Source organism: Cryobacterium sp. Y57, from assembly GCF_002929505.1.
In the GTDB taxonomy this organism is placed as follows: domain Bacteria; phylum Actinomycetota; class Actinomycetes; order Actinomycetales; family Microbacteriaceae; genus Cryobacterium.
This window is the reverse complement of sequence record NZ_PJJL01000073.1, coordinates 38,903-63,498: the sequence shown is the minus strand read 5'-3', so window position 1 is coordinate 63,498 and position 24,596 is coordinate 38,903. Positions and strand designations below refer to the sequence as shown.

General features: G+C 63.9%; 20 protein-coding genes. 6 read left to right on the top strand and 14 right to left on the bottom strand.

Going from position 1 to position 24,596, the window contains the following annotated elements; all coding sequences use genetic code 11:
* Nucleotides 1-98 precede the first annotated feature (98 nt).
* The 9 genes from CXY72_RS17605 to rplU all read right to left on the bottom strand — a co-directional run bounded on the left by CXY72_RS17605 (nt 99) and on the right by rplU (nt 7,787).
* Nucleotides 99-887 carry a hypothetical protein gene (locus CXY72_RS17605; protein ID WP_146071228.1) on the bottom strand — a complete coding sequence of 263 codons (789 nt, stop codon included), beginning with the start codon at nt 885-887 and terminating at the stop codon, nt 99-101.
* 317 nt (nt 888-1,204) lie between these two features.
* Nucleotides 1,205-1,798, bottom strand: coding sequence for a nicotinate-nucleotide adenylyltransferase (gene nadD, locus CXY72_RS17600; protein WP_104128967.1), 594 nt, complete (start codon nt 1,796-1,798; stop codon nt 1,205-1,207).
* 15 nt (nt 1,799-1,813) lie between these two features.
* Nucleotides 1,814-2,029: a hypothetical protein gene (locus CXY72_RS17595; protein ID WP_104128966.1), complete on the bottom strand. Its 216-nt coding sequence runs from the start codon at nt 2,027-2,029 to the stop codon at nt 1,814-1,816.
* Between the two features lie 114 nt (nt 2,030-2,143).
* Entirely contained in the window at nt 2,144-3,412 is a 1,269-nt protein-coding gene (locus CXY72_RS17590; RefSeq protein ID WP_104128965.1) for a glutamate-5-semialdehyde dehydrogenase, read from the bottom strand.
* A gap of 43 nt (nt 3,413-3,455) precedes the next feature.
* Complete coding sequence (proB, locus tag CXY72_RS17585; RefSeq protein WP_104128964.1) at nt 3,456-4,262, bottom strand: glutamate 5-kinase; 807 nt, start codon at nt 4,260-4,262, stop codon at nt 3,456-3,458.
* Nucleotides 4,263-4,522: 260 nt separating this feature from the next.
* Nucleotides 4,523-5,329, bottom strand: a complete 807-nt coding sequence (gene proB, locus CXY72_RS17580) for a glutamate 5-kinase (protein WP_104128963.1) — start codon at nt 5,327-5,329, stop codon at nt 4,523-4,525.
* On the bottom strand, nt 5,326-7,053 hold the full coding sequence (gene obgE, locus CXY72_RS17575) for a GTPase ObgE (RefSeq protein WP_199184086.1): 1,728 nt from the start codon (nt 7,051-7,053) through the stop codon (nt 5,326-5,328). Before obgE ends, proB (CXY72_RS17580) begins: the two co-directional genes overlap by 4 nt.
* A 149-nt stretch (nt 7,054-7,202) precedes the next feature.
* Nucleotides 7,203-7,460 carry a 50S ribosomal protein L27 gene (gene rpmA / locus CXY72_RS17570; RefSeq protein WP_104128962.1) on the bottom strand — a complete coding sequence of 86 codons (258 nt, stop codon included), beginning with the start codon at nt 7,458-7,460 and terminating at the stop codon, nt 7,203-7,205.
* An 18-nt stretch (nt 7,461-7,478) separates the two neighbouring features.
* Nucleotides 7,479-7,787: a 50S ribosomal protein L21 gene (rplU, locus tag CXY72_RS17565; RefSeq protein ID WP_104081810.1), complete on the bottom strand. Its 309-nt coding sequence runs from the start codon at nt 7,785-7,787 to the stop codon at nt 7,479-7,481.
* Nucleotides 7,788-8,013: 226 nt separating this feature from the next.
* Here rplU and CXY72_RS17560 point away from each other — a divergent pair, with 226 nt between their 5' ends.
* Nucleotides 8,014-8,286, top strand: coding sequence for a DUF4031 domain-containing protein (locus CXY72_RS17560; RefSeq protein ID WP_104128961.1), 273 nt, complete (start codon nt 8,014-8,016; stop codon nt 8,284-8,286).
* Between the two features lie 229 nt (nt 8,287-8,515).
* On the opposite strand, the gene CXY72_RS20265 is transcribed toward CXY72_RS17560, so the two are convergent.
* Complete coding sequence (locus CXY72_RS20265; protein ID WP_233197946.1) at nt 8,516-12,094, bottom strand: Rne/Rng family ribonuclease; 3,579 nt, start codon at nt 12,092-12,094, stop codon at nt 8,516-8,518.
* Nucleotides 12,095-12,398: 304 nt separating this feature from the next.
* Here CXY72_RS20265 and CXY72_RS17550 point away from each other — a divergent pair, with 304 nt between their 5' ends.
* Entirely contained in the window at nt 12,399-12,998 is a 600-nt protein-coding gene (locus CXY72_RS17550; RefSeq protein ID WP_199184085.1) for a vitamin K epoxide reductase family protein, read from the top strand.
* A gap of 75 nt (nt 12,999-13,073) precedes the next feature.
* Here CXY72_RS17550 and ndk read toward each other — a convergent pair whose 3' ends face one another.
* The 4 genes from ndk to ileS all read right to left on the bottom strand — a co-directional run bounded on the left by ndk (nt 13,074) and on the right by ileS (nt 18,787).
* Nucleotides 13,074-13,496, bottom strand: a complete 423-nt coding sequence (gene ndk / locus CXY72_RS17545) for a nucleoside-diphosphate kinase (protein ID WP_104128960.1) — start codon at nt 13,494-13,496, stop codon at nt 13,074-13,076.
* Nucleotides 13,493-13,915, bottom strand: coding sequence for a DUF4233 domain-containing protein (locus CXY72_RS17540; RefSeq protein WP_233197927.1), 423 nt, complete (start codon nt 13,913-13,915; stop codon nt 13,493-13,495). Before CXY72_RS17540 ends, ndk begins: the two co-directional genes overlap by 4 nt.
* The gene (locus tag CXY72_RS17535) at nt 13,912-15,282 is read right to left on the bottom strand and encodes a folylpolyglutamate synthase/dihydrofolate synthase family protein (protein ID WP_104129208.1); all 1,371 of its coding nucleotides are present in this window, start codon (nt 15,280-15,282) and stop codon (nt 13,912-13,914) included. The genes CXY72_RS17540 and CXY72_RS17535 overlap by 4 nt, the downstream gene beginning before the upstream one ends.
* 85 nt (nt 15,283-15,367) lie before the next feature.
* On the bottom strand, nt 15,368-18,787 hold the full coding sequence (gene ileS, locus CXY72_RS17530; RefSeq protein ID WP_233197945.1) for an isoleucine--tRNA ligase: 3,420 nt from the start codon (nt 18,785-18,787) through the stop codon (nt 15,368-15,370).
* 386 nt (nt 18,788-19,173) lie between these two features.
* Here ileS and CXY72_RS17525 point away from each other — a divergent pair, with 386 nt between their 5' ends.
* The 4 genes from CXY72_RS17525 to CXY72_RS17510 all read left to right on the top strand — a co-directional run bounded on the left by CXY72_RS17525 (nt 19,174) and on the right by CXY72_RS17510 (nt 24,473).
* Nucleotides 19,174-20,877, top strand: coding sequence for an ABC transporter substrate-binding protein (locus tag CXY72_RS17525; protein WP_104128957.1), 1,704 nt, complete (start codon nt 19,174-19,176; stop codon nt 20,875-20,877).
* A gap of 94 nt (nt 20,878-20,971) precedes the next feature.
* Nucleotides 20,972-21,898 carry an ABC transporter permease gene (locus tag CXY72_RS17520; protein WP_370446279.1) on the top strand — a complete coding sequence of 309 codons (927 nt, stop codon included), beginning with the start codon at nt 20,972-20,974 and terminating at the stop codon, nt 21,896-21,898.
* Complete coding sequence (locus tag CXY72_RS17515; protein ID WP_104128955.1) at nt 21,895-22,755, top strand: ABC transporter permease; 861 nt, start codon at nt 21,895-21,897, stop codon at nt 22,753-22,755. The genes CXY72_RS17520 and CXY72_RS17515 overlap by 4 nt, the downstream gene beginning before the upstream one ends.
* Entirely contained in the window at nt 22,752-24,473 is a 1,722-nt protein-coding gene (locus CXY72_RS17510; RefSeq protein WP_104128954.1) for an ABC transporter ATP-binding protein, read from the top strand. The genes CXY72_RS17515 and CXY72_RS17510 overlap by 4 nt, the downstream gene beginning before the upstream one ends.
* Nucleotides 24,474-24,596: the final 123 nt, after the last annotated feature.

Below are 24,596 nucleotides of genomic sequence, written 5' to 3'. Positions count from 1 at the left end.
AGGCGGTATTGCCATTGCGGCGATGAAAGAGGGAACGAAAGAAGGCGGACAGCAGGGGATCATAGAGCGGGTGGAACGAGGTTGAAGGCTTCGAGCCACTAGAAATTGCCCAGCAGATAGCCGGTCACGAAAAGCGCTAGAACGCTCACAGCCAAAACTGCCGTCGCGATGACGAGAATCATCGGAAGCGAGGCACGGCGTTTCTTGGGCGGGGCCAGCATTCCCCGCGTCGAGGCATGCGTACTCACAGCGCGACTCGCACTAACCGGGGCCGAGTCCCCCCCGAGTTGATCGGCATCGAGCTGGTCCATCATGTGGTCTATCTCCGACGAATCGAACAGATTCGGGTGCGCGCCAGTCGAGCCAAGACTACGCGGCAGGTCGAATGAACCGGTGATCATGATCTCACCGGTATTGGAGATGGGACTCACGCTGCTGCCCTGATGCGGAATCGACGGCAATATGAGCGCGTTCGTGGTGGTGGGGATCCCACCGGCCCCGATACCGCGGTTGATCAGTTCGTCGAGGGACTGGTCACGCTTTGGCGCTTCGACGCGTAGAGCATCCTCATCGACCGACCAGTGCCCGATCGGTGGTATCCAACCGGTGGCGGAGCTGACAGCCGAGGCTGGCGCCTCGATCGGTGCCGTGACGATCGGTTCGGCCACGATCGGTTCGGCATACAATTGCTCGGGTTCGACCCGGTCAACGGTGACCGGAGTGGCCGGCTCGAACTGGGTTAGCTCGGGCTTGATCAGATCGGGCTCGATTAGCTCGGGCTCGGGCTCGACCGGCGTAGCATCAGCAGGTTTCGCCTCGACTGGCTCACCAGCCAAAATCGCAAAGTCGCCGGTAGAGAGGGCCCGCTCTTCCTCACGCGCGTGCAATGCACGTAACTCCCGGCGACTGGGCGTGTGTGGTGCCGAAACCGGAGCAGACGGCGCGGACTCGGCTGCGAGTGGACTTGGGCTAGGAAATACTGTCTCCTGGGCCTCGTCTATTTCGGACGTCGTATGGTGCCGGCTCGTTCGACGAGATGTCGAAGGCTGCGTTGAGGCGACGAAGGATGCAGGGCGGAGCGCGGCCGGCGCCAGGACCGGAACGTCGAGAGTCGGGATTGCGTCGTGTGACGCAGCCGCTTCGCCCTGGTCGCGGGCGAGTTCGCGCGCCTGACGTCGGCTGAGCGGCTGAGGCTCTCCCAACGTCATGCCACACTCCGATACAGATGATGTTTTGAGATGTACTGGACAACCCCGTCGGGGACCAGATACCAGACCGGGAATCCCCGATTGACCCGTGCCCGGCAGTCAGAGGACGAAATGGCCAGTGCCGGAACCTCCAACAAGCTTACGTCTTGGTTCGGTAATCCTGAAACGCTCAGCTCATGCCCCGGGCGACTCACAGCGACGAAGTGCGCCAGCTCCCAGAGTTCGCGTACGTCTTTCCAGCCGAGAATCTGGGTGATGGCGTCTGCTCCGGTAATGAAGAACAATTCGGCGTCCGGACGCTCTTCATGCAGGTCACGCAACGTGTCTATTGTGTAGGTCGGTCCGACCCGGTCGATATCGACGCGGCTTACCGTGAACCGTGGATTGGAGGCGGTTGCGATCACGGTCATCAGGTATCGATGTTCGCTTTGGGTTACGCCGCTTTTCTGCCACGGCTGCCCGGTCGGCACGAAGACCACCTCGTCGAGGTCGAAACTCTGTGCCACCTCGCTGGCGGCGACCAGGTGCCCATGGTGGATGGGGTCGAACGTTCCGCCCATTACGCCGATACGTGGACGACGAACTGTCACTGTGAAATCAGGCTTCTAATGGCCACCGGTGCCAGAGGCGCCACCATGTCCGCCGTGCGCGGCCGCGTAAGCATTCGCCTTGCCGCTATGACGGTTCGCTACGTCACGAAAGCTCCACACCACGACGCCGAGCGCCAGAAACAAGACGGCCGCGACCATCGGGTAGACCAGGAGCGGCAACGGCAGGGCGATGTGCTCGACTTCGGTCAGCACGGCAGTCAGAAAAGACATCGGTTCTCCATTCACGGGCCGCACCGATTAAGCGCGGCTTGAGATGACAGCGACGGATCGCAGGCCTGGCGACTCACGCCGTCGCCCTATTCTAGCCGGACCCCGCCATCGGACCTAAGCACGCACCTGTCCGGTGCCGCGCACGATCCATTTTGTGCTGGTTAGTTCCGGTAAACCCATCGGCCCGCGAGCGTGCAGCTTCTGGGTAGAGATTCCCACCTCGGCGCCGAACCCGAACTCCCCGCCGTCGGTGAACCGGGTCGAGGTATTGACCATGACCGCCGCCGAATCGACCTCGTTCAGAAAACGTTCCGCGTTCTGCAGGTTATTGGTGATGATCGACTCGGTGTGCCCCGTGGAATAGCGGCGGATGTGGGCGATGGCCTCGTCAAGTGAGTCGACGATTGCTACGGAGATATCAAGGCTCATGTACTCGGTGCCCCAGTCTTCGTCGGTCGCCGGGACCGCAGCGGGATAGATCGACCGAGTGCGGGCATCAGCATGGATGGTGACACCGGATGCCGCAAGCTTGGCCAACACAGCGGGAAGCAGTCGTTCGGCGGCGCTTCGGTGCACGAGGAGGGTTTCGAGGGCATTGCAAACGCTCGGGCGGTGCGTCTTGGAATTGTGCACGATCTCGATCGCCCACTCTTTGGTGGCCGATTCGTCAAGGAAGACGTGCACGACACCGGCTCCGGTTTCAATGACCGGTACTTGGGACTCGGCCACCACGGTCTGAATAAGGGTGGCACTGCCACGGGGAATGAGCACGTCGACGTAGCCGCGGGCCTTCATAAGCTCGGTGGCACCGGCTCTACCAAAGGGATCGATGGTCTGCACTGAATCGGGGTTGAGCCCGGCATCGATGATCGCCGCCTGCACCAAGCCGATGAGCACCCGGTTGCTGTTCTCGGCAGCGGAACCACCGCGGAGCACAACGGCATTTCCGCTCTTCAGCGCGAGGGCCGCGAGGTCGACCGTGACATTGGGCCGAGCTTCGTAAATGACCCCGATCACGCCGAAGGGAACGCGCACCTGGCTGATCTTGATGCCGTTGGGCAGGCTGCTGCCGCGCACGATCTGTCCGACCGGGTCGGTGAGCAGCGCGATCTGGTCGACGGAATGCGCCAGGGCCAATATTCGGGGCTCATCGAGCTTCAGCCGGTCCAGCAGTCCGTCACGCAGACCGTTGGTGACGCCGGCGGCGAGGTCGGCCCGGTTCGCAGTGACGACCTCTGCGACATGATCACGCAACGCCTGGGCGATCAGCTTGAGGGCTTTGTTTTTTAGCTCCGTCGGCGCCGACGCGAGTGACAGGGAGGCGGTGCGCGCGGCCTCGAGGGTGGGCGTGAGTTGGGCTACATCGTTCGGAGACTGCAACATATCCCTAGTTTACGGGAGGCATCCGGGAGAGCATTCTTGGTCCTCAGGAAATCCGCAATGCCGACGGAGCCGTCGAGGATTCGAACCAGGTTCCCACCGGGTCCCCGCGTAGAGCCTCGGCCACCAGCCCGGTAGCGGTGACCAGCACTGCAGTGCCGGCCTGGGCGGCGATGCGAGCCGCCGTCACCTTGGTGCTGGCTCCCCCGGTACCGACTCCATTGACGGTTGTGGCACCGAATGTCATACCGGCTAAAGGGTCACCGAACGCAACGTGACTGATCCGCGCTGCCCCGGGCACGTCTGGTGGGCAGGTATAGAGGGCGTCCACGTCACTGAGCAACACCAGCAGGTCGGCGCCGATGAGAGTGGCAACGAGTGCGGCCAGCCGATCATTGTCGCCGAATCGAATTTCGTGGGTGGCGACCGTGTCATTTTCGTTGACGATCGGCAGTATACGCAGTGCCATCAGGCGTTCCATGGCGCGCTGGGCGTTACCACGGTGAGTGGCGTTGTCGAGGTCACTCGCCGTGAGCAACACCTGACCGGCTACGATGTCGTAGCGGTCGAGGCGCTCCTGGTAGCGAAAGATCAGCAGATTCTGCCCAACGGATGCCGCCGCCTGCTGGGTGGCCAGGTCGGTGGGGCGTTCCTGCAGTTGCAGATAGGGCATTCCGATCGCGATGGCACCGGATGACACCAGAACCACCTCGGTACCCCGAGCATGGGCTTCGGCCAAAGCATCAACGAGGAGCGCAATTTGACCGGAGTTCTCACCACTGATCGACGAGGATCCCACCTTGACTACGACGCGCGACGCGGATCGAACGACGTGCTGCGAATGCGCCCTCATCGCCTCGCAAGCCCCACGAATTTAAAACTCACGACGTGCAACCCCACGGACTCAACCTTCGGCGAAAAAGCGACCGCGCCGAGCGCGGTTAGTGGCAGCTTACCGAATGCAGCGAACGTTTTTCACCGCTGCACGCTGCCCGGTAGCGTCCGAAGAGCATCTAACTGAGGGGAAGCAGAATCGTCACGCATGAGGCCGATCACGTTGACGCCCCCAAAAGGGTACCCGTAAGTAGAAACAGTGCGCCTGCCCCCACTTCACTAGAGCAGCGCGTGGCGCTCTTGAGTCGCTTTCGGTTCGAACCAGGTGCCGACGTGCTCGCCGCGGAGGGCAGCGGCGGCCAGCTCGGTCGACGTCACGAGAACAGCGGTACCAGCCTCGGTTGCCAGACGGGCGGCCACGACCTTGGTGCTCGCTCCCCCGGTGCCGACTCCGGTCGCCCCGCCGGAGCTGAACTCGAATGCGTCGAGTGGATCGTCCGCGCCGATGAAGTCGAGCTTTACCGCCCCCGGCAGGTGCGGAGGCTTGGTGTAGAGCGCATCGACGTCGCTGAGCATGATCAACAGGTCCGCACGGATGAGTGTCGCCACCAGAGCAGCGAGGCGGTCGTTGCTTCCGAACCGCAAACCATACACCGCCACGGTGTCGTTCTCGTTGACGACCGGCAGGATGCGCAGGTCGAGCAGGCGTTCGAGCGCGCGCCGGGTATTGCTGCGGTACGGTTCGTTGAGGGCGTCACCCTCGGTCAATAGCACCGTGCCCGCCGCGATGCCGTAGCGGTCCAGACTTTCCTGATAGCGAAAGATCAATACGTTCTGCCCGACGGCGGCGGCTGCCTGCTGCGTGGCGACATCGCTGGGTCGCTCCTCGAGGTTGAGGAACGGCATTCCGGTGGCGACGGCACCCGAAGAAATCAGTACGACCTCGATCCCACGACCGTATGTCTCGGCCAAAGCGTCAACGAGGAGGGTGATCTGGTCGGAGTTCTCGCCGCTGATCGACGACGACCCCACCTTCACAACAACGCGTTTCGCGCCCGCTACGTTTTCTCTGGCTAAACCACTCACTTCTGAATTTCCTCCACAGTGTCACTGTCGACGTCGTTGCTTTGGTCGAACTCGGCTTCGGTCTCGGCTTCGGTCTCGGCTTCGGTCTCGGCTTCGATCTCGGCTTCAGTCTCGGCTCCAGTCTCGGCTTCGGTCGCCGCCGGCGAGCTGTCGGCGGCAGCAACTCCCCCATCGGTGGTCAATTCGACGTCGGCGAGGCGCACGTCTTCGTTGTATTCCTCTTCGCCGGTCTGCCACATGCCGGCTTCGCGCTCGCGAATGAGCTCGGCGCGGGCCGAGGACTTGGCGTCCATTCGACCGAAGTATTCCTCGCGGCGTTCGTTGCTCGTGCGGCGTTTGGGCTCGTCGAGCCGGGAATCGGTGCCGCGCGGAGCGGTGATCAGCTCGGCGGTCGAGGTCAGCGTGGGCTCCCAGTCGAAGACGACACCGTGGCCAGGGCCGATGATGACGGTCGAACCGGCAATGGCCCCCGACTTGTACAGCTGGTTCTCGATGCCGAGTTTGGCGAGCCGGTCGGCGAGGAAGCCGACGGCTTCGTCGTTGGTGAAATCGGTCTGCTGAATCCAGCGTTCCGGTTTGGTACCGAGGATGCGGTAGATGTTGCCGAAGGTGCCACCCTCGACCTTGATGACGAAACCACCCTCGTCGACGGCCTTGGGACGGATGATAATGCGTGGCTTCTTCGCTTCAGCTGCGGCCGTCTCGGCGCGGCCCTGCTCCACGACCTCGGCAAGGGCGTAGTTGAGTTGCTTGAGACCCTCGTGAGTGACGCTGGAGATTTCGAACACGCGGTAGCCACGGGCTTCGAGGTCTGCCTTGACGAAGGAGGCCAGCTCGCGGCCTTCCGGCACGTCGATCTTGTTCAAGGCCACGAGCTGAGAACGCTGCAGCAGCGGTTTCTGACCCTCGGGTACCGGGTAGGCGTCAAGTTCGCTCAGGATGACGTCGAGGTCGCTGATCGGGTCGCGGCCAGGCTCAAGTGTGGCGCAATCCAACACGTGCAGCAGGGCGGTGCACCGCTCGACGTGCCGCAGAAACTCGAGGCCGAGGCCCTTGCCTTCGCTCGCTCCTTCGATGAGGCCGGGCACGTCGGCGATGGTGTAGCGCGACTCACCGGACTCGACGACGCCGAGGTTGGGGTGCAGCGTGGTGAAGGGATAGTCGGCGATCTTGGGCCGAGCCGCGCTCATGGCGGCGATAAGACTGGACTTGCCTGCGGAGGGATACCCGACGAGCGCGACATCCGCTACGGTCTTGAGCTCGAGATAGACGTCACCTTCCCAGCCAAGCGTGCCGAGCAGAGCGAAGCCTGGGGCCTTGCGCTTGGTCGAGGCGAGGGCAGCGTTACCGAGCCCGCCCTGGCCGCCGGGTGCGACGATGAGGCGCAGGCCGGGTTCGTTCATATCGAGGAGTTGGTTGCCGTCTACGTCTTTGACGACCGTGCCGATCGGTACCATAAGCTCGCGCATGTCACCGTTATAACCATTGCGGTGGTCCCCCATGCCGGGGCCACCGTTGTCGGAGCTACGGTGGGGCGAACGATGGTATCCGAGCAGGGTGGTCGTGCTCGGGTCGGCGACGAGTACGAGGTCTCCGCCGCCCCCGCCGTTACCGCCATCGGGGCCGGCCAGGGGTTTGAACTTTTCGCGCTTGACCGAAACGCATCCGTTTCCTCCATTGCCCGCTCGTAAATGCAGCGTCACGTGGTCAACGAATGTGGCCATGGAGTGCCCCTTTCAGGTGGCGCAAGAAGTGCTTCAAAACACGGTGCTATGAAACTAGGTGCGGTAATCAAATCTGTCACGGACAAACACGTCAGGGCGGACCGAAGCCCGCCCTGACGCTGTGCTAAAAAATATTATGCTGTGGAAACCTACGCGGCTGCGACCACAATGTTGATGACCTTGCGGCCACCCTTGGCGCCGAACTGCACGGAGCCAGCCTCAAGGGCGAAGAGCGTGTCGTCTCCGCCACGACCGACGTTGATGCCGGGGTGGAAGTGCGTGCCGCGCTGACGAACGATGATCTCGCCCGCGCCGACAACCTGACCTCCGAAGCGCTTTACGCCGAGGCGCTGAGCGTTCGAGTCGCGACCGTTGCGAGTGGAACTCGCACCTTTTTTGTGTGCCATCTGTCTATCTCCTCAGGCCTAGGCGATGCCGGTAACCTGAACGCGAGTGAGCTCCTGACGGTGCCCCTGACGCTTCTTGTACCCGGTCTTGTTCTTGAACTTCTGGATGACGATCTTCGGACCGCGAAGGTTGTTCAAAACCTCGGCAGTGACCTTGATCTTGGCCAGCGACGTAGAGTCAGAGGTGATCTTGTCGCCGTCGACGAGAAGCACGGCGGCCAGCTCGACGTTGCCGTCCTTGTCAGCCTTGATTCGGTCCATCGTCACGATGGTACCGACCTCTACCTTCTCCTGCCGCCCTCCGGCGCGCACAACTGCGTAAACCACTTTACGTACCAATCGTTGGGGAGCCCCAAAAGACTCCGAATCTGGAAATTTGCTGCATGGCCGGACCGGTTGGCCCAGAGCACTCAGAAAATCATGGTGTTTGCGTTGATATTGCCTAACGCACACCAAGGGTTGACTTTACCTGATCCGCTACCCGTGGTCAAACCAATGGCGCGGCGTGTCTGAACCACGGTGTCTGAACCAGTGCGGCTCATAGACTTCAATCATGGCAATACTTATCGACCAGCCTAGCTGGCCGGCGCACGGAACAGTGTGGGCACACCTCGTGAGTGATTCAAATCTTGACGAATTGCACGCTTTCGCGGCCGCAGCCGGCATTCCGCGACGTGGTTTCGACCGTGACCACTACGACGTCCCAGAAGCTCGCTACGCCGACCTGGTCGCCGCCGGGGCACTCCCGGTGGGCTTTCGCGAGATGATCGAGCGGTTACGCTCCAGCGGGCTGCGTGTGACGGCTCGAGAACGGCGCTTCGAATAAGCACACTGCTTCCCGCCTACTCACGGAGCGTCGAACCCGAGCACGAGCCCGTCGCGGCGCGGCGCGGCGCGGCGAACCGGCTGGTGTGCCACGAGGATGTGGCAGCCCCAGCCGACGGCCCGCTGCATGGTGATAATGGCGATCGGGTCCCCTGGGCAAGGCCGACAGGCTATCGCCCCAGCAGAGAGCTACGGACCGATTACGTTATCGCCTGATTTGGCGCCGCGGCCTATTCACCCGGCGGCAACTGGCTCGGTGCCGAAGCGGACGTCGCCGTACCCGTCTTGGTCAGAATGGCCTGCCCACCAGAACCTCCAGCGGTCGTGACGCGGCGGCTGCGCGCACGTCCCTGACCGGGAAGTTTCGGCTCGGGTAGCGAATCCAACACCGAGTCCAGCAGCTGGTCAGTGACCTGCTTACTGGGGCGCCCCGCGGTACGCGACGCCTTCTTCACCGGAATGTCGAGGATATCGACAGACTCCGCTATATCGGCTGCGAGTGACTGCACGTCCACGAGTGACGGCACGGCGACAGGCGACTGCACGGGCGACTGCACAGCCGGCGCCCCAGCCGGCAGGGCGCTGCGACCACCGCGGGTGCGGGGCGCCCCAGCAGTGGTGACGGTGCCGACGACCGGCTCGGTACCCGGCGTAGCCAATACGGCTGCGTCGACCTGTTCCGTGTTGGTCTGTCCCGTGTTGGTCTGACCGATGTTCCCCAGCTCAGCGCCCGTCTGTTCCGTACTGGCCTGTTCCGTACTGGCCTGTTCCGTACTGGCCTGTTCCGTACTGGCCTGTTCCGTACTGGCCTGTTCCGTACTGGCCTGTTCCGTACTGGCCTGTTCCGTACTGGCCTGTTCCGTACTGGCCTGTTCCGTACTGGCCTGTTCCGTACTGGCCTGTTCCGTACTGGCCTGTTCCGTACTGGCCTGTTCCGTACTGGCCTGTTCCGTACTGGCCTGTTCCGTACTGGCCTGTTCCGTACTGGCCTGTTCCGTACTGGCCTGTTCCGTACTGGCCTGTTCCGTACTGGCCTGTTCCGTACTGGCCTGTTCCGTACTGGCCTGTTCCGTACTGGCCTGTTCCGTACTGGCCTGTTCCGTACTGGCCTGTTCCGTACTGGCCTGTTCCGTACTGGCCTGTTCCGTACTGGCCTGTTCCGTACTGGCCTGTTCCGTACTGGCCTGTTCCGTACTGGCCTGTTCCGTACTGGCCTGTTCCGTACTGGCCTGTTCCGTACTGGCCTGTTCCGTACTGGCCTGTTCCGTACTGGCCTGTTCCGTACTGGCCTGTTCCGTACTGGCCTGTTCCGTACTGGCCTGACGGGCACGAGCTTGTTCGGACCGCGACTGCTGACCGCGCCCGCCCTGACCGCGCGATCGCGACTGACGGCCTCGTGAACGCTCGGTGTTCGTCGGTTCGACCGCCTCGGTGCTGGCGGGTCCATCGCCAGCCGGCAGCGTGCCAGCCGGTACGATTCCAGCCAACTCCGTGCCAGCCAACTCGGTGCTGACAGCCTCGATAGTGACAGCCTCGGCGCTGGCAGTGCCGGTGCTGGCAGTACCGGTGGTGACCGGTACGACCTTCGCTGCACCAGCATCCGCTGCCCGCGTATCCGAAGCTGGGATGATCGCGATGGAGCCGGTGCGGGTGATGGTACGAGCAGCGATCAGCGCGAGGGCCTGCTTGGCGTCCTCCGTGATGCCGTGGGTGCCCTGACCGCTTTTCGGCGCGTCGAACCCGGCGCTGCTGCCGGAGTGCGCGTCGCGGTTGAAACCGTCGCGCTGGCCCGAATTGTCACGGCCGTTTCCCACACCGTTGTTTCCTCCACCGTTGGCGCCCGCCGCATTGCTGCCGCCCTTGGCGCGCGGACGGCGTTCCTGCGGCGGCTGCGCGGTCTGGCGGTGTTTGGTGACCGGGTCGTGGTGCACGATGATGCCGCGTCCGGCGCAGGACTCACAGTCTTCGCTGAACGATTCCAACAGTCCGAGGCCGAGCTTTTTGCGCGTCATCTGAACGAGCCCGAGCGAGGTGACCTCGGCCACCTGGTGCTTGGTGCGGTCTCGACTGAGGCATTCGATCAGCCGGCGCGACACGAGGTCGCGGTTGGACTCGAGCACCATGTCGATGAAGTCGACCACGATAATGCCGCCGATATCGCGCAGGCGCAGCTGGCGCACGATCTCTTCAGCCGCTTCAAGGTTGTTCTTGGTGACGGTCTCTTCGAGGTTTCCCCCGCTGCCAACAAACTTGCCGGTGTTGACATCGACAACGGTCATGGCCTCGGTGCGGTCGATCACGAGGGATCCGCCGGACGGCAACCAGACCTTGCGGTCGAGGGCCTTTTCGATCTGCTCCGAGATGCGGAACTGATCGAAGGAATCAATCTCGCCCTCGTAGGTTTCAATGCGCTCGAGCAGATCGGGAGCGACCTGGCTCAGGTACGTCTCAATCGTGGACCGCACGTCGGGGCCGGCCACGACCATGCGCTGGAAGTCTTCGTTGAAGACGTCCCGAACGATTTTGACGAGCAGGTCGGGCTCGCTGTGCAGTTCGGCGGGCGCCTGCGCGGACTCGACCTGCTCAGCGATGTGCGCCCACTGCTCACGAAGCCGGTTGACATCGACAGTGAGCTGCTCATCGGTCGCGCCCTCAGCAGCGGTGCGCACGATCACGCCAACGTTGTCGGGGAGGACCTCCTTGAGAATCTTCTTCAGGCGGGCGCGTTCGGTGTCAGGAAGCTTGCGGCTGATGCCGTTCATCGAACCGTTGGGTACATAGACGAGGTAGCGGCCAGGCAGGGAGACCTGGCTGGTGAGGCGGGCACCCTTGTGCCCGATCGGGTCTTTCGTGACCTGCACGAGCACCTTGTCGCCGGGCTTGAGCGCGAGCTCGATGCGGCGGGCTTGATTGTTGCTGCCGGAGTTCTCGGCGGCAGCATCCCAGTCGACTTCACCGGAGTAGAGCACAGCGTTGCGGCCACGCCCAATATCGACGAAGGCGGCTTCCATGCTCGGGAGCACGTTCTGCACCCGCCCGAGGTAGACGTTGCCGATGAGGGAGGCGTCCTGGTTCTTGGCGACGTAGTGCTCGACCAGCACGCCGTCTTCAAGCACACCAATCTGGATTTTATTGTGCTTGGCGCGCACGACCATGAGGCGGTCGACGGACTCACGACGGGCGAGAAACTCTGCCTCCGTGATAACCGGGCGGCGACGGCCGGCGTCACGGCCGTCGCGGCGACGCTGCTTCTTTGCTTCGAGCCGGGTTGACCCCTTGATGCGCTGAGGTTCGGTGATGAGTTCGGGTTCGCGCGGGGCGCGCACCTTGACCACCGTGTTGGCGGGGTCGTCGGAGCCTGATCTGTTTTCGTCGCCGGTGCGCCGACGGGCTCGACGCCGAACCGTCGTCGCCTCTTCTTCCTCGTCGTCATCCAGATCGCGTTCTTGCTGGTGCGACTCCTGCGCCGAGCGGATACCCGTGCGTGCCATCATCGGCAGAATTTCCGGCGCTTGGAACAATAGAGACAACGACGGGCGTACGGGTGTCGCTGCCGGCGCGACTGATCCGTCGCTCGCCGTGTCGTTTGCGGACGTGACGCCGGTCATCTGCTGCGCTCCGGTGACGTTGTTGTACTCCGCGATGGTTGTCTTGGCGGGTATAGGTTCAGCGGTTGCAGGCTCAGCGGTCACTGACGCTGCCGGAGCCTCGATCGCTGGTGCTGTTGAACGGGTGACCGGCGCCTTCCGGGTTGATTTGCGAGGGCCGAACAGGCTCTTGCGTTTTTTGTTTTCGTTGTCTTCCACCATCACTGGTGCGCTCCTTGACCGTTGTGGATGACCGCGCCATCCACCGGTTACTCTCTCGTGCGGGATTGTCACCTTCGTGACGATTCCGCGAACTTTTTTTACTGCGGCAACCGGCGTTGTCCCCTGTTGCTGTTCGGGGACTGTGCTCTGGCTGCAAATACTTCGGATCGTGGGACCCTAATTCTGGGCGACTGTTGCCCAGGCAAGCTTCTTTGGCGTCTGCTTGAGCGCGGCTCAACGACTACCAGTGATTATCGCATGTAATCGCACAAACCCGCGCAGCACGCGTGGCATAATCGCAAGCGTGCCTCAGACAGAGCGTTCTCAGCGTCCAACCGGCCTGGCTATTTTCCTGATCATCGCCGGATTAATCGCACTTGCAGCGGCATTCGCCCTCACCCTCGACAAGATCCACCTGCTGGAGGATCCGAACGCTCAATTGAATTGCAGCTTCAGTGTTCTGATCGGATGCGCGACCAACCTCGCCTCGCCCCAGGGCGCAGTGCTCGGCTTTCCGAACCCGCTGATCGGGCTCGTCGCCTGGAGCGTGGTTGTCACGATCGGTGTCGCCATTCTGGCCGGGGCCAAATTGGCCCGCTGGTTCTGGATCGGTCTGAACGTGGGCATGCTCGCCGCGATTGTTTTCGTGATCTGGCTGATCGCCCAGAGTATTTTCGTGCTTGACGTTCTGTGTCCGTGGTGCATGGTGACCTGGGCGGTGACCATTCCGGCTTTTTTGGCTGTGACGCTGTACAACTTCACGGTGGGCAATCTGCCCGGTGGGGCATCCGTACGCCGCGTGGCCGACGCCGCGTATTCCTGGATATTCGTCATAACCATCGTCTGCTACATCGTGTTCTTCATCGTCGCGCAGGTCAATATGGACGTGTTGAATCGGCTGTGACGCGCTGGTGTAAACAGGAGTGGCCCGCCTCACGGATGAGACGGGCCAATCCTGTACCTACCGGATGCTGTTCGGTCAGTCGAACCAGAGCGCGAGCTCACGCGCGGCCGACTCGGGCGAGTCCGAGCCGTGCACGAGGTTCTGCTGAACTTTGGAGCCCCAGTCACGGCCGAGGTCTCCGCGGATCGTGCCGGGCGCGGCGGTCGTGGGGTCGGTCGTGCCGGCCAGGGCGCGAAACCCCTCGACGACCCGGTTGCCTGCAACGCGGAACGCGACGATGGGCCCACTTTCCATGAATTCGACGAGGGGCTCGAAGAATGGTTTGCCCTCGTGCTCGGCATAGTGTGCCGCGAGAAGTGAGCGGTCAGGCTCGACCAGCTTCACGTCAACCAAGGAGTATCCCTTGGCCTCGATGCGTCGCAGGATCTCGCCGGTCAGGTTGCGGGCAACGCCGTCGGGTTTGACTAAAACGAGGGTTTCTTCGACCGTGGTGTTCATTCAATCTCCTTCTGATGATCTATTCGTGAGCCGGTGACCATGCAGTACGTCCACATGGCAGCAAAGAGGGCGCCAACAAAAAACATGGCCGGGGTGATAAACCCGGTAGCGATGATGACCGCCTGCAGCAGCCAGCCGATCGGGTAGGACCAGCGAAAACGCAGTAGTGCAATCAGGACGACCATGGCCAGGCAGAGCAGCGCACCGCCAATGATGACAGTCAGCGGTGAGACCGGACCCGGCTCGGTCGCCACCGAGACCAGCCCGAGGGTGACCACCGCACCGAGAAACACGACGATGGTTTCGAAACCGAGCACGATGGTAGCGAGCGAGCGTTTGACCGAGCGCGGGCCCGACGACCGGCGAAACCGACCTGCGCCCGGGTCAGCGTCGGCATCGTCGGCGCCCACGGAGCTCATTTCTCCATCCATTCGCCGGCGGCCGCCAGGGTGATCGCTTCGCCGACGAGCACGATCGACCCGGTGACGAGCACGGCACGCTTGGGGGCCTCGGCGGCCCACTCCCGCGCGCTCTCCAGCGCGCCGGCCAGGTCGTCGAAGCGAAACGTGACCTCATCGCTCGTCCACTCGGCGATGTTGTCGGCGAGGTCGTCCATGCGCGCGGCGCGTTCGGAGTGCGGCTCCGTGACGTAGAACCGGTCGACCTGGGGGGCGAGGGCGGCGATGATGCCCTGGGCGTCCTTGTCGGCGAGAATCCCGACAACCACGGCGATTTCATCGAAGTCGAAGTAGTCCTCGAGGGCGGCGGCGAGAGCGCCGGCGCCGTGCGGGTTGTGCGCGGCGTCTACGAGCACGGTCGGTTCGATGCCGACGAGTTGCAACCGACCGGGCGAAGTCGCCGAGCCGAGGCCTTCGGCGAGCAGGTCGCCGACCAGCGCCTGGCTGCCCGCACCGAGGAACGACTCGACGGCAGCGATGGCAAGCGCCGCATTGTGGGCCTGATGGGTGCCGTAGAGCGGCAGGAACAGATCCGTGTAGGTGCCGGCGAGACCGCGCACCGAGATGACCTGTCCGCCGACAGCGACGGTACTGGAAATCAGTTCGAAGCCCTCGTTCTCACGAGCGAGTGTCGCCTCGCTCAGCTCGGCGGCACGGTTGAGTTCGGCCTGCACGTCCGCGCTCTGCGCTGCGGAGACAACGGCGGCTGCCGGCTTGATGATGCCGCTCTTGGTGCGGGCGATCTCGGCGACGGTCGTGCCGAGTCGCAGGGTGTGGTCCAGCGCGATCGGAGTGAACACCGCGACCTGCCCGTCGGCGACGTTGGTGGAGTCCCACTCGCCGCCCATACCGACCTCAATCACGGCCACATCCACCGGCGCGTCAGCGAAGCAGGCGTACGCGAGCACGGTGAGCGCCTCGAAGAAGGTCAGCGGTACTTCGCCGGCGGCGTCGAGTTCAGCGTCGACGAGCTGCAGGTAGGGCTGGATGTCGGCCCAGTTAGCGGCGAGGATCTGGTCGCTGATCGGCTCGCCGTCAATGACGATGCGCTCGTTCAGCCGCACCAGGTGCGGGCTGGTCAGCAGGCCGGTGCGCAGCCCGTAGGCCCGAACAATGCTCTCGACCAAGCGGCTCGTGCTGGTCTTGCCGTTCGTCCCGGCCACATGGATGATCGGGTACGACCCTTGCGGGTCGCCGAGAAAATCGAGGGCGCGCCGGGTCGGGGCCAGGCGCGGCTGCGGCTGCGCCTCCCCCACCCGCTGCAATAGTTCAGCGAACACGGCGTCGCCGGCTTCGCGAAAAGCGTCCAGCGGAGCCGGCTGGTTCATCGGCTCCTCATCGTCGCCGCGCCCGGTGATGTTCTTCCAGTCAGTGCTGTCGTCGTCGGGTACGCCGTCGGTGGGGGTGTCGTTCTCAGACAAGGATGGCTCCGTTCACGCGTGCGACAGCCACAATGACGGCGCCCTGGTTGACATAGTGGTGTGCTTCAAACCGAACGTAGTGTTCGACGGGAGCGCCGACACGAGCTTCGAGCCACTCCGACGGCAACTCCGCAAGAATTTCCCCGGTTGACGGACGATGAGTGGTGAAACTCGTGGCGAGTGTTTCGGCCGCCACATCGACCCCGAGGGCGAGGTCGAAGGATTCGGCATCCGTTTCGCTCTGAAAGACCAGATCGAGACGGATGCGGTCGCTCACCGAAAAACCAGCCGACTTGCGGGTGTCCTGCACGGCGCGAATCAGGTCGCGGGCGAAACCCTCAGCTTCAAGTTCGGGCGTGGTGTTCGTTGCGAGAAGCGCAAACCCGCCACCGGGCAACAACGCCAAGGCCGTCCCGCCGTCAGTGCCGACGTTGTTCGCTTCGAGCGTCAACTCGAATTCGCTCGCTTCGAGCGCGATGCCGCCGGCCGTGACGACGCCGTTGGATTCGCTCCAGTCTCCGGCGCGCGCGGCCTTGATAACGTGCTGTACCTGCTTACCGAGGCGGGGACCGGCAGCCCGGGCGTTGACGACGAGCTTGCTCGTGACACCGTAGGCGGCGGCACTGTCATCTTCGAGCTCGACCAAGGTGACCGTTTTCACATTGACCTCATCGCGGAGGATTCCTACGAACGCCGATAGTGCGGCGGTGTTGCCGGTGACGACGGTGAGGTTGGTCAACGGCAGGCGCACGCGCAGGCTGGCCTGCTTGCGCAGCGATAACACGGTGCTGCTGATCAGGCGCACCTGGTCCATCGCGACGATGAGGTTCTCGTCGGCGGGGAATAGGGTGGCGTCTGGCCAGTCCTCGAGGTGAACGCTGCGACCGCCGGTCAGGCCCTGCCAGATGCGCTCGGTGACCAGCGGCAGCAGCGGCGCGGTGACGCGGCACACGGTTTCGAGAACGGTGTAGAGGGTGTCGAAGGCTTCGTGGGCGGTGGCGTTTTCGGCCGCTCCACCCCAGAATCGGTCGCGTGACCGGCGCACGTACCAATTGGTGAGTACGTCGGCGAAGTCGCGCAGGCGAGCAGCCGCAACCGTGCTGTCGAGCGCTTCGAGATCGGTCGTGACACCAACAATCAGGTCGCGGGTCTTGGCGAGCAGATAGCGGTCGAGAACGTCAGTGGAGTCGGTGCGCCACTGTGCTTCATAGCCCCGTGCGTCGGAGCCGGTGGCACCGCCGGTTCCCGAGGCGTTGGCGTAGAGGGAAAAGAAGTACCAGGTGCTCCACAGCGGCAGCATCACCTGGCGGGCACTCTCGCGAATACCCTCCTCGGTGACGACGAGGTTGCCGCCGCGCAGCACCGGCGAGCTCATCAGGAACCAACGCATGGCGTCGGCGCCGTCGCGGTCGAAGACCTCATTGACATCGGGGTAATTGCGCAGGGACTTGCTCATCTTCTGGCCGTCGTTACCGAGCACGATGCCGTGGCTGACTACGTTTTTAAACGCGGGCCGGTCGAACAGTGCAGTGGAGAGCACGTGCAGCAGGTAGAACCAGCCGCGGGTCTGCCCAATGTACTCGACGATGAAATCGGCCGGGTTGTGCGCCTCGAACCAGTCCTTGTTCTCGAACGGGTAATGCACCTGGGCGAACGGCATCGAGCCGGAGTCGAACCAGACGTCGAGCACGTCGGTAATGCGGCGCATCGTGGACTGGCCGGTGGGGTCGTCGGGATTCGGACGGGTGAGTTCGTCGATGTAGGGGCGGTGCAGGTCGGTGGGGCGTGCGCCGAAGTCGGCGGCCAGTTCGTCGAGCGAGCCGTAGACATCCGTTCGGGGGTACTCGGGGTTGTCGCTTTTCCAGACCGGGATGGGCGAGCCCCAGTACCGATTGCGGCTGATCGACCAGTCGCGGGCGTTGCCGATCCACTTGCCGAACTGGCCGTCTTTCACGTTTTCCGGAACCCAGTTCACTTCCTGGTTGAGCTCGACCATGCGCGGGCGAAAGTCGGTGACGCGCACGAACCAGCTCGAAACCGCCTTGTAGATAAGGGGATTACGGCAGCGCCAGCAGTGCGGGTAGGAGTGTTCATAGCTGGCCTGGCGCAGCAGTCGGCCGTTGGCTTTGAGTAGCGCGGTGAGCGGCTTGTTGGCATCGCTCCAGAGCTGACCGGCGACCTCGGGAATGTCACTCAGAAACTTTCCGCCGTCGTCGAGGGAGAGGATGACCGGGATGCCGGCGGCCTCACCGATCTTCTGGTCCTCCTCGCCGTAGGCCGGCGCCTGGTGCACGATGCCGGTACCGTCGCTCGTGGTGACGTAGTCGGCGACGAGGATGCGCCACGCGTTCTGGGTGCCCCAGATCGATGCGTCGGCGTAGTAGTCGAACAGGCGGTCGTAGGAGACCCCCTCGAGTTCGCTGCCGAGCACGGTGCGCGATACGGCAGCGGATGCCTCCGCTGCAGTCTCGTAGCCGAGGTCTTTTGCGTAGTTGCCGACCAGGTCGATCGCGATGAGGTATTCGGCGCCGAGTACTTCTACCGAACCGAGGAAGGAGGTATCCGATGAATCATTGCCCTCACGCAGCACCTCCGCGTCTGGCGTTCCGTTCGGTCCGGCCGGCACCACAGCATAGACAATTTCAGGGCCCACGGCGAGCGCGAAGTTCGTCGGCAGGGTCCACGGGGTCGTGGTCCAGGCAAGGGCGCGTACCGCAGTGAGGCCGAGCGCTTCGGCTTTGGCACCGATCAGCGGAAAGGTCACGGTGACCGTCTGGTCCTGGCGCATCTTGTAGACGTCGTCGTCCATGCGCAGTTCGTGGTTGGAGAGCGGGGTCTGGTCGCGCCAGCAGTACGGCAGCACCCGGTAGCCCTCATAGGCGAGACCCTTGGTGTGCAGCTGCTTGAACGCCCAGATCACCGACTCCATGAAGGTGATGTCGAGGGTCTTGTAATCGTTGTCGAAGTCGACCCAGCGGGCCTGGCGAGTGACGTACTCTTCCCAGTCCTTGGTGTACTCGAGCACCGACTCGCGAGCGACGGCGTTGAACGCGGCCAGGCCCATCTCTTCGATCTGGCTCTTGTCGGTGATGCCGAGCTTACGTTCGGCCTCGAGCTCGGCCGGCAGGCCGTGGGTGTCCCAGCCGAAACGGCGGTGCACCTGCTTGCCGCGCATGGTTTGAAACCGTGGGAACAGGTCTTTGGCGTAGCCAGTGAGGAGGTGACCGTAATGGGGCAGTCCGTTGGCGAAGGGCGGTCCGTCGTAGAAGGTCCATTCCTCGGCGCCTTCACGCAGGTCGATCGAGGTCTGGAACGTGTCGTCGCTTTTCCAGAAGGCGAGTATGTCGGCTTCCAGCGCGGGAAAGTTCGGCGACGGAACGATGTTCGCGCCGGGCGTCGGCTCGCTGTTCAGGGGGGTGCTGCCACTTGGGGCGTTGCGCTTCTTGGGGTACAAATTGCTTCTCCTACCGGGACGGGTCACAGGGGCCCTGCTCCACGAGGACGAACGATCCTGGAGAAATCGCCGCGGTACCACCTCGCTTGCCGCCCACAATTACCGGGCGACCGCTTGTTCACAGGCTGTGACGGGCCCGACTCGTTCGGTTCTACTGAGCTGTCCACCCGGGGGTGAGCATCCGTTCTTCCGAAGACTTCCCGGTGATAGCCGGGTCACTGTCATTCGCGTTTGATTCTACCGGAACGCAGGCGGCGTTAGTGTTAAAGGCCGGTTCATTCGCACGAGGGGCCGGTTCAACGTGCTATCAACTCGGCAGCGAATGCCGGGGAAAGAGTTTGTGAATGCCTACCCGGCCCGCCTTCCACAGCCCCGCCCCAACTGGCACTCCGGCGCGAACCACTTCACGGTGCACTACTCGTGCGCTTGGTTCCCTCGCCGGCCTGGTCGCCCTCGGGCTGCTCGTAGCCGGCTGCACCGCGGCTGGTTCGACCAAATCGGTCGGTGAACCCAAAAGTGGCGGCACGCTCACCTACGCCTCGGGCGACGCCGAGCCAAGCTGCCTCGACCCGCACGTCGGCGGAAACTTTCCCCAGGCGCTGGTCAGCGCCCAATACCTCGAGTCGCTCGTCTCCCGCAACAGCACTGGCCAGATCATCCCCTGGCTGGCCGAGTCCTGGGTTCCGAGCGCCGACGGCCTGACCTGGGAATTCACCCTGCGCGACGACGTGACCTTCACCGACGGCACGGTTTTCGACGCGAGCGCGGTGCAGGCCAACATCGCTCATCTGCAAGACCCGACGACGCTGTCCTCCACCGGATATCTTGCCCTCGGCAAGGTCACCGGCACCGAGGCGGTCTCCCCCACCGTCGTGCGCTTCGCCCTCAGCGAACCCGACAGTGCCCTGCTGGAATCGCTGTCCCAGCCGTGGCTCGCCATCGAATCGCCGGCGGCGCTCGAACGCAGCCAGGACGACAACTGCGCCGCCCCGGTCGGCACCGGCCCGTTTATCGTGGAGAGCTGGGTGAAGCAGAACGCCATCACCCTGGTGCGCAACGAGGACTACGTTTCCCCGCCAGCAGATGCCGGCCATTCCGGTCCCGCCTACCTCGACACGGTTATCTGGCGGTTCATTCCCGATTCCGCTTCGCGGTACGCGGCCCTGCAGTCCGGCGAGGTCGACGTGATCGACAACGCCCAGCCCGACACGATCGTGCAGGCCGAGCAAAGTGATTCAATCGAAGAGCTCGATTCCCCGCGTCCCGGCTCTTCCAACCGCATCGAACTGAACTCGGGTCAAGCTCCCTTCGACGATGTACGCGTTCGAGAGGCGTTCATCCGGTCGGCGAACGTCGACGACGCCGTGTCGAGCCTGTTCCAGGGCACGGCGACCCGCTCGTACTCGGCACTGTCGAGCGTCGAGCCGACCGCCGTCTCAAACGCCGCCCTGTTCGCCTATGACCCGGCCGCTGCCGGCACCCTGCTCGATGAAGCCGGCTGGGACGAGACTGATGCCGACGGTTACCGCATCAAAGACAGCGTTCGCCTGACGGTGGAGTTTCCGGTGAGCACCAACCAGTCCATTCCCGCCGAGCAGAGCGTATTCGAGCAGATTCAGGCCACGGCGAAGGCCACCGGTTTCGAGGTAAAACTGCGCCCGATGGACCTTTCCAGCTGGTACGCCGCCCTTGCCGGCAACGACTACGACGCGGTCAGCGCGCCGTACACCAAGGTCGGCCCCGACGTCCTGCGCATCCTGTACCACTCCGACAGCATCGTGCCGGCACCGAGCGGCTACTTCGCCAATCTCGCCCAGGTCGATGACCCCGCGATCGACGAGCTGCTCACGACTGCTGCGACCACGGCGGATGCCGCAGAACGCGCGTCCCTTTATTCCGATGCCCAGGACCGCATTCTGGAGGGCTTCTACATTCTGCCGCTGTACGACCAGCAGAACCACTTTCTGCTGCGCAGCGACGTGATAGGTCTGCGTACCCTGCCGACCGTGGCCGTTCCCACGCTGTACGACGCGTGGCTGAACCGGTAGCGCCGGCCGGTCGCCCCGGGCCGGGCCGGGCTCTCCCCGACCGCAACAGCGCCAGCGCGCGCGATTCCTAGCCGCGCTCGAGATGTTGGCCCGGGTGCTCCCCCGACTCGCAGCCCGACTGGCCGGAGCGGTCTTCGTGCTGTGGATGGTGGCCACCATTACGTTCTTTGCGGTGCGCCTCATTCCGGGTGACCCTGCCCAAGCCGTTCTGGGGGGCCCGGGATCGCAAGCCTCGCCGGAGGCGCTTGCTGCCGTGAGCGCCGAATATGGCTTCGACCAACCGGTGATCGTGCAGTATTTCGCCCAGCTGGGCCGGCTCATAACCGGCGACCTCGGGCGGTCGTATGCACTCAACATGGATGTCGGACCGCTCGTGCTCAGCCAGCTCGGCGGCACCCTGCTGCTGGCCGTTCTCGCCCTCGTCCTCGCCTGGCTGCTCGCCCTCGCCCTCGCCACCTGGTCGACCCGCGGTGGCAAAGTCGCCGCCCGGGTAGGGTCGAGCCTTGAAATCGTCGCGGCCGCGCTGCCACACTTCTGGCTCGCGACCTCGTTGATCGTCGTGTTCAGCATCGGGCTCGGCGTGCTGCCGCCAATCAGCACCGGCGACATCGCCGGGCTTGTATTGCCGGTTCTCACCCTGGCCGTTCCGCTGGCCGGATTTCTCGGGCAGATCATGCGCGAATCGCTCCTGGCCGCGCTGGAGAGCCCCTTCGTACTCTCGGCTCGCGCCCGCGGAGAGAGCGAGCGCGGTGTGCGCTGGGTGCACGCGCTGCGCCATGCCTCGCTGCCGGCGATCAGCCTCTCCGGATGGGCGTTCGGTTCCCTGATCAGCGGCGCGGTCGTCGTCGAGACCATTTTCGCCCGCCCCGGACTTGGCCGCACCCTGCTCAATGCCGTCACCCTTCGGGACGTTCCGGTAGTGACCGGCGTGGTCATGATCGTCGCGGTCGCTTATATCCTGATGACACTGCTCACGGATGCTGCCAGTCGCCTCGTTGATCCGCGATTGCGACTGACATGAGCGACCTCGAAGTGCAGACCGGCCTCTCGGCCCAATCCCGACAGTCCGGCCCGTCACGGCGTCTCGGGGTTGCCGAGGCAACGGCTGGCGTTCTCGCCCTGCTGCTGGTGGCATCAGCGGTGGTGCCCCAGTTGTTGGCGCCGGGCGACCCCTTCGCGATCGACCCGCTCTCGGCGTTTCAGCCGCCGAACTTCGCGCACGGGTTCGGCACCGACGAATCGGGCCGCGACATCTACACCAGAGTCGTGCACGGCACCCAGTATTCACTCGTGATCGGGGCTGCCGCTACCGCTATCGGACTGGGGCTCGGCATCGTGCTGGGCACCCTGGCTGGGATGCTGGGCCGTGTCATCGATTTCACTGTCAATCGATTTCTTGAGGTACTTTTCGCTTTTCCGGGGTTGCTGTTGGCGCTTTTGTTCATTGTCATCTTCGGCCCCGGCGTGGTCACCGCGACGATTGCTGTTGGACTGTCGACAGCGCCCGGGTATGCGCGCATCATTCGGGCCCAGCTGATTACCGTGCGATCACAAGCGTTCGTCGAGGCGGCAACCGTGCTCGGCCGCACTCGGTGGCAGATTCTGCTGCGCCACATTCTGCCCAACACCCTCGCCCCCCTGTTCGTTCTCGCAACCCTCGGCATCGGCCAGGCCATTGTCTGGGCGGCAACGCTGAGCTACCTCGGGCTCGGCGCTGAACCGCCGACCGCGGAGTGGGGCGCCATGCTCTCGGCCGGGCGCACCTACATCACCTCGGCCTGGTGGATGAGTTTCTTTCCCGGCCTGTTCATCGTGCTGACCGCCGTGACCGCCACGGTACTCGGCCGCAGCATCGACCGGCGGATGAGGCACGTATGAATGGGCAGGTACTCGAAAGTGACAGTGCTGCCGCGTTGACCGTGCGCAATCTGCGGGTGGGTTTCGGCTCGGCCGAACCGGTCGTTCGCGGTGTGTCCTTCGTCGTCGCCCCGGGTGAGTGCCTCGCCATCGTCGGCGAATCCGGCTCGGGCAAAAGCGTGACCGCCCGCAGCCTGCTCGGTCTGGCCGGTACGAATTCCCGGGTCAGTGCCGACCGGCTCGAGCTCGGCGGGCGGAGCGTTTTGGGGTTGACCGATCGCGCATGGCAGGCTCGACGAGGCAAGGACGTCGGCCTGGTGTTGCAGGACGCCCTGGTCTCGCTCGATCCGCTGAGGCCGATCGGCCGAGAGATCGCTGATTCGCTGCGGCTGCACACCACTCTTGGTGCTGCGGGCCGGGCCCGCCGGGTGCTCGAGCTACTCGACGCGGTCGGCCTGCCACAACCTGAGTTGCAGGTGCGCAAGCTCTCGGGGCAGCTATCCGGCGGCGAACGTCAACGCGCTTTGATAGCGGCGGCGATTGCGTTGAACCCGCCGCTGCTGATCGCCGACGAACCGACGACGGCGCTCGACGTCACCGTGCAGGCGCAGATTCTGGCACTGCTTGAACAGATCACCGGTGCCGGCACTGCCGTGCTTCTGATCAGCCATGACCTGGCTGTGGTGAGTCGCATCGCTCACCGGGTCGCCGTCATGTACGACGGACAACTCGTGGAAACCGGCCGCACAGCACAGGTTCTCGGCTCGCCCCAGCACGAGCAGACGCGGCGAATGGTCGCCGCGATACCGGCCGATAAACCACGCGGCACGCGACTGAGCCCGGCCAACCGGTCAGGCGCACCGAGCACTCCCGACACACCGAGCTTTCTCAGCACCCCGAGCTTTCTCAGCACCCCGAGCTTTCTCAGCACCCCGAGCAATTTCGGCGCTGAGGTTTCGCGCGAGAGCACCGTCGTGCTCGAAGCCATCGGGCTGTCGAAGAGTTTTCGACGCCCCGACGGCACCAGTCAGCTCGCCGTCGACGACGTCTCGTTCACGTTGCACCACGGCAGCACCCTCGGCATCGTCGGCGAATCCGGCTCCGGCAAAACCACGGTAGCGCGTCTTCTGCTCGCGTTGCTGGCGCCAGAGCACGGTGAAGTCCACGTCTTCGGCGAGCCGTGGAGCGCGGCCAGCGAAAAGACCCGGCGCGAACTGCGCGCATCCGTGGGGGCGATCTATCAGGACGCCCTCGGCTCGTTCGATCCGCGCTGGAGTATCGCCGAAATCCTCACCGACGCCCTGAACCTACGGCGCGAGCGTGGCGCCCCGCACACGACGACGCGACTCACCAGCCTGCTCGACGAGGTCGGCCTCGCACCTACCGTGCTGCCCCGACGCCCGCTCGAACTCTCCGGCGGGCAGAGACAGCGGGTTGGTATCGCCCGGGCGCTAGCCGGTCGACCCGAGATTCTCATCTGTGATGAACCCGTCTCCTCACTCGACGTGACCGTTCAGGCCCAAGTACTCGATCTGCTTGACGACGTGCAGCGAGAGCGTGGGCTCAGCCTCATCTTCATCTCGCACGATCTCGGTGTCGTGCAACACATCAGTGATCAGATCGCGGTCATGCGTGACGGGCGCATCGTAGAAATCGGCCCGGCGGAGCGCGTCTTTGCCGCGCCACAGCATCCGTACTCGGCGCAGTTACTGGCTGCTGTGCCCCGCGGACCCGTGTGAAACGAGCACATTCACGCTGGGGAGGAAGACCCCCGTTCGGGGAAAAAGAGCCGATCGGGTAGATTAGGTGGGCACACTCGGGCACCTCATCATTCACACGGTGCCGAATACACCGAACCGGAG

What these genes read in the sequence shown, in the direction of transcription:
- CXY72_RS17595 (WP_104128966.1), bottom strand. Translation starts at nt 2,029, where the DNA reads ATGTCTTTTCTGACTGCCGTGCTGACCGAAGTCGAGCACATCGCCCTG.
- CXY72_RS17590 (WP_104128965.1), bottom strand. Translation starts at nt 3,412, where the DNA reads ATGTTGCAGTCTCCGAACGATGTAGCCCAACTCACGCCCACCCTCGAG.
- proB (WP_104128964.1), bottom strand. Translation starts at nt 4,262, where the DNA reads ATGAGGGCGCATTCGCAGCACGTCGTTCGATCCGCGTCGCGCGTCGTA.
- obgE (WP_199184086.1), bottom strand. Translation starts at nt 7,053, where the DNA reads ATGGCCACATTCGTTGACCACGTGACGCTGCATTTACGAGCGGGCAAT.
- rpmA (WP_104128962.1), bottom strand. Translation starts at nt 7,460, where the DNA reads ATGGCACACAAAAAAGGTGCGAGTTCCACTCGCAACGGTCGCGACTCG.
- CXY72_RS17560 (WP_104128961.1), top strand. Translation starts at nt 8,014, where the DNA reads ATGGCAATACTTATCGACCAGCCTAGCTGGCCGGCGCACGGAACAGTG.
- CXY72_RS20265 (WP_233197946.1), bottom strand. Translation starts at nt 12,094, where the DNA reads ATGGTGGAAGACAACGAAAACAAAAAACGCAAGAGCCTGTTCGGCCCT.
- ndk (WP_104128960.1), bottom strand. Translation starts at nt 13,496, where the DNA reads ATGAACACCACGGTCGAAGAAACCCTCGTTTTAGTCAAACCCGACGGC.
- CXY72_RS17540 (WP_233197927.1), bottom strand. Translation starts at nt 13,915, where the DNA reads ATGAGCTCCGTGGGCGCCGACGATGCCGACGCTGACCCGGGCGCAGGT.
- CXY72_RS17535 (WP_104129208.1), bottom strand. Translation starts at nt 15,282, where the DNA reads ATGAACCAGCCGGCTCCGCTGGACGCTTTTCGCGAAGCCGGCGACGCC.
- CXY72_RS17525 (WP_104128957.1), top strand. Translation starts at nt 19,174, where the DNA reads ATGCCTACCCGGCCCGCCTTCCACAGCCCCGCCCCAACTGGCACTCCG.
- CXY72_RS17515 (WP_104128955.1), top strand. Translation starts at nt 21,895, where the DNA reads ATGAGCGACCTCGAAGTGCAGACCGGCCTCTCGGCCCAATCCCGACAG.
- CXY72_RS17510 (WP_104128954.1), top strand. Translation starts at nt 22,752, where the DNA reads ATGAATGGGCAGGTACTCGAAAGTGACAGTGCTGCCGCGTTGACCGTG.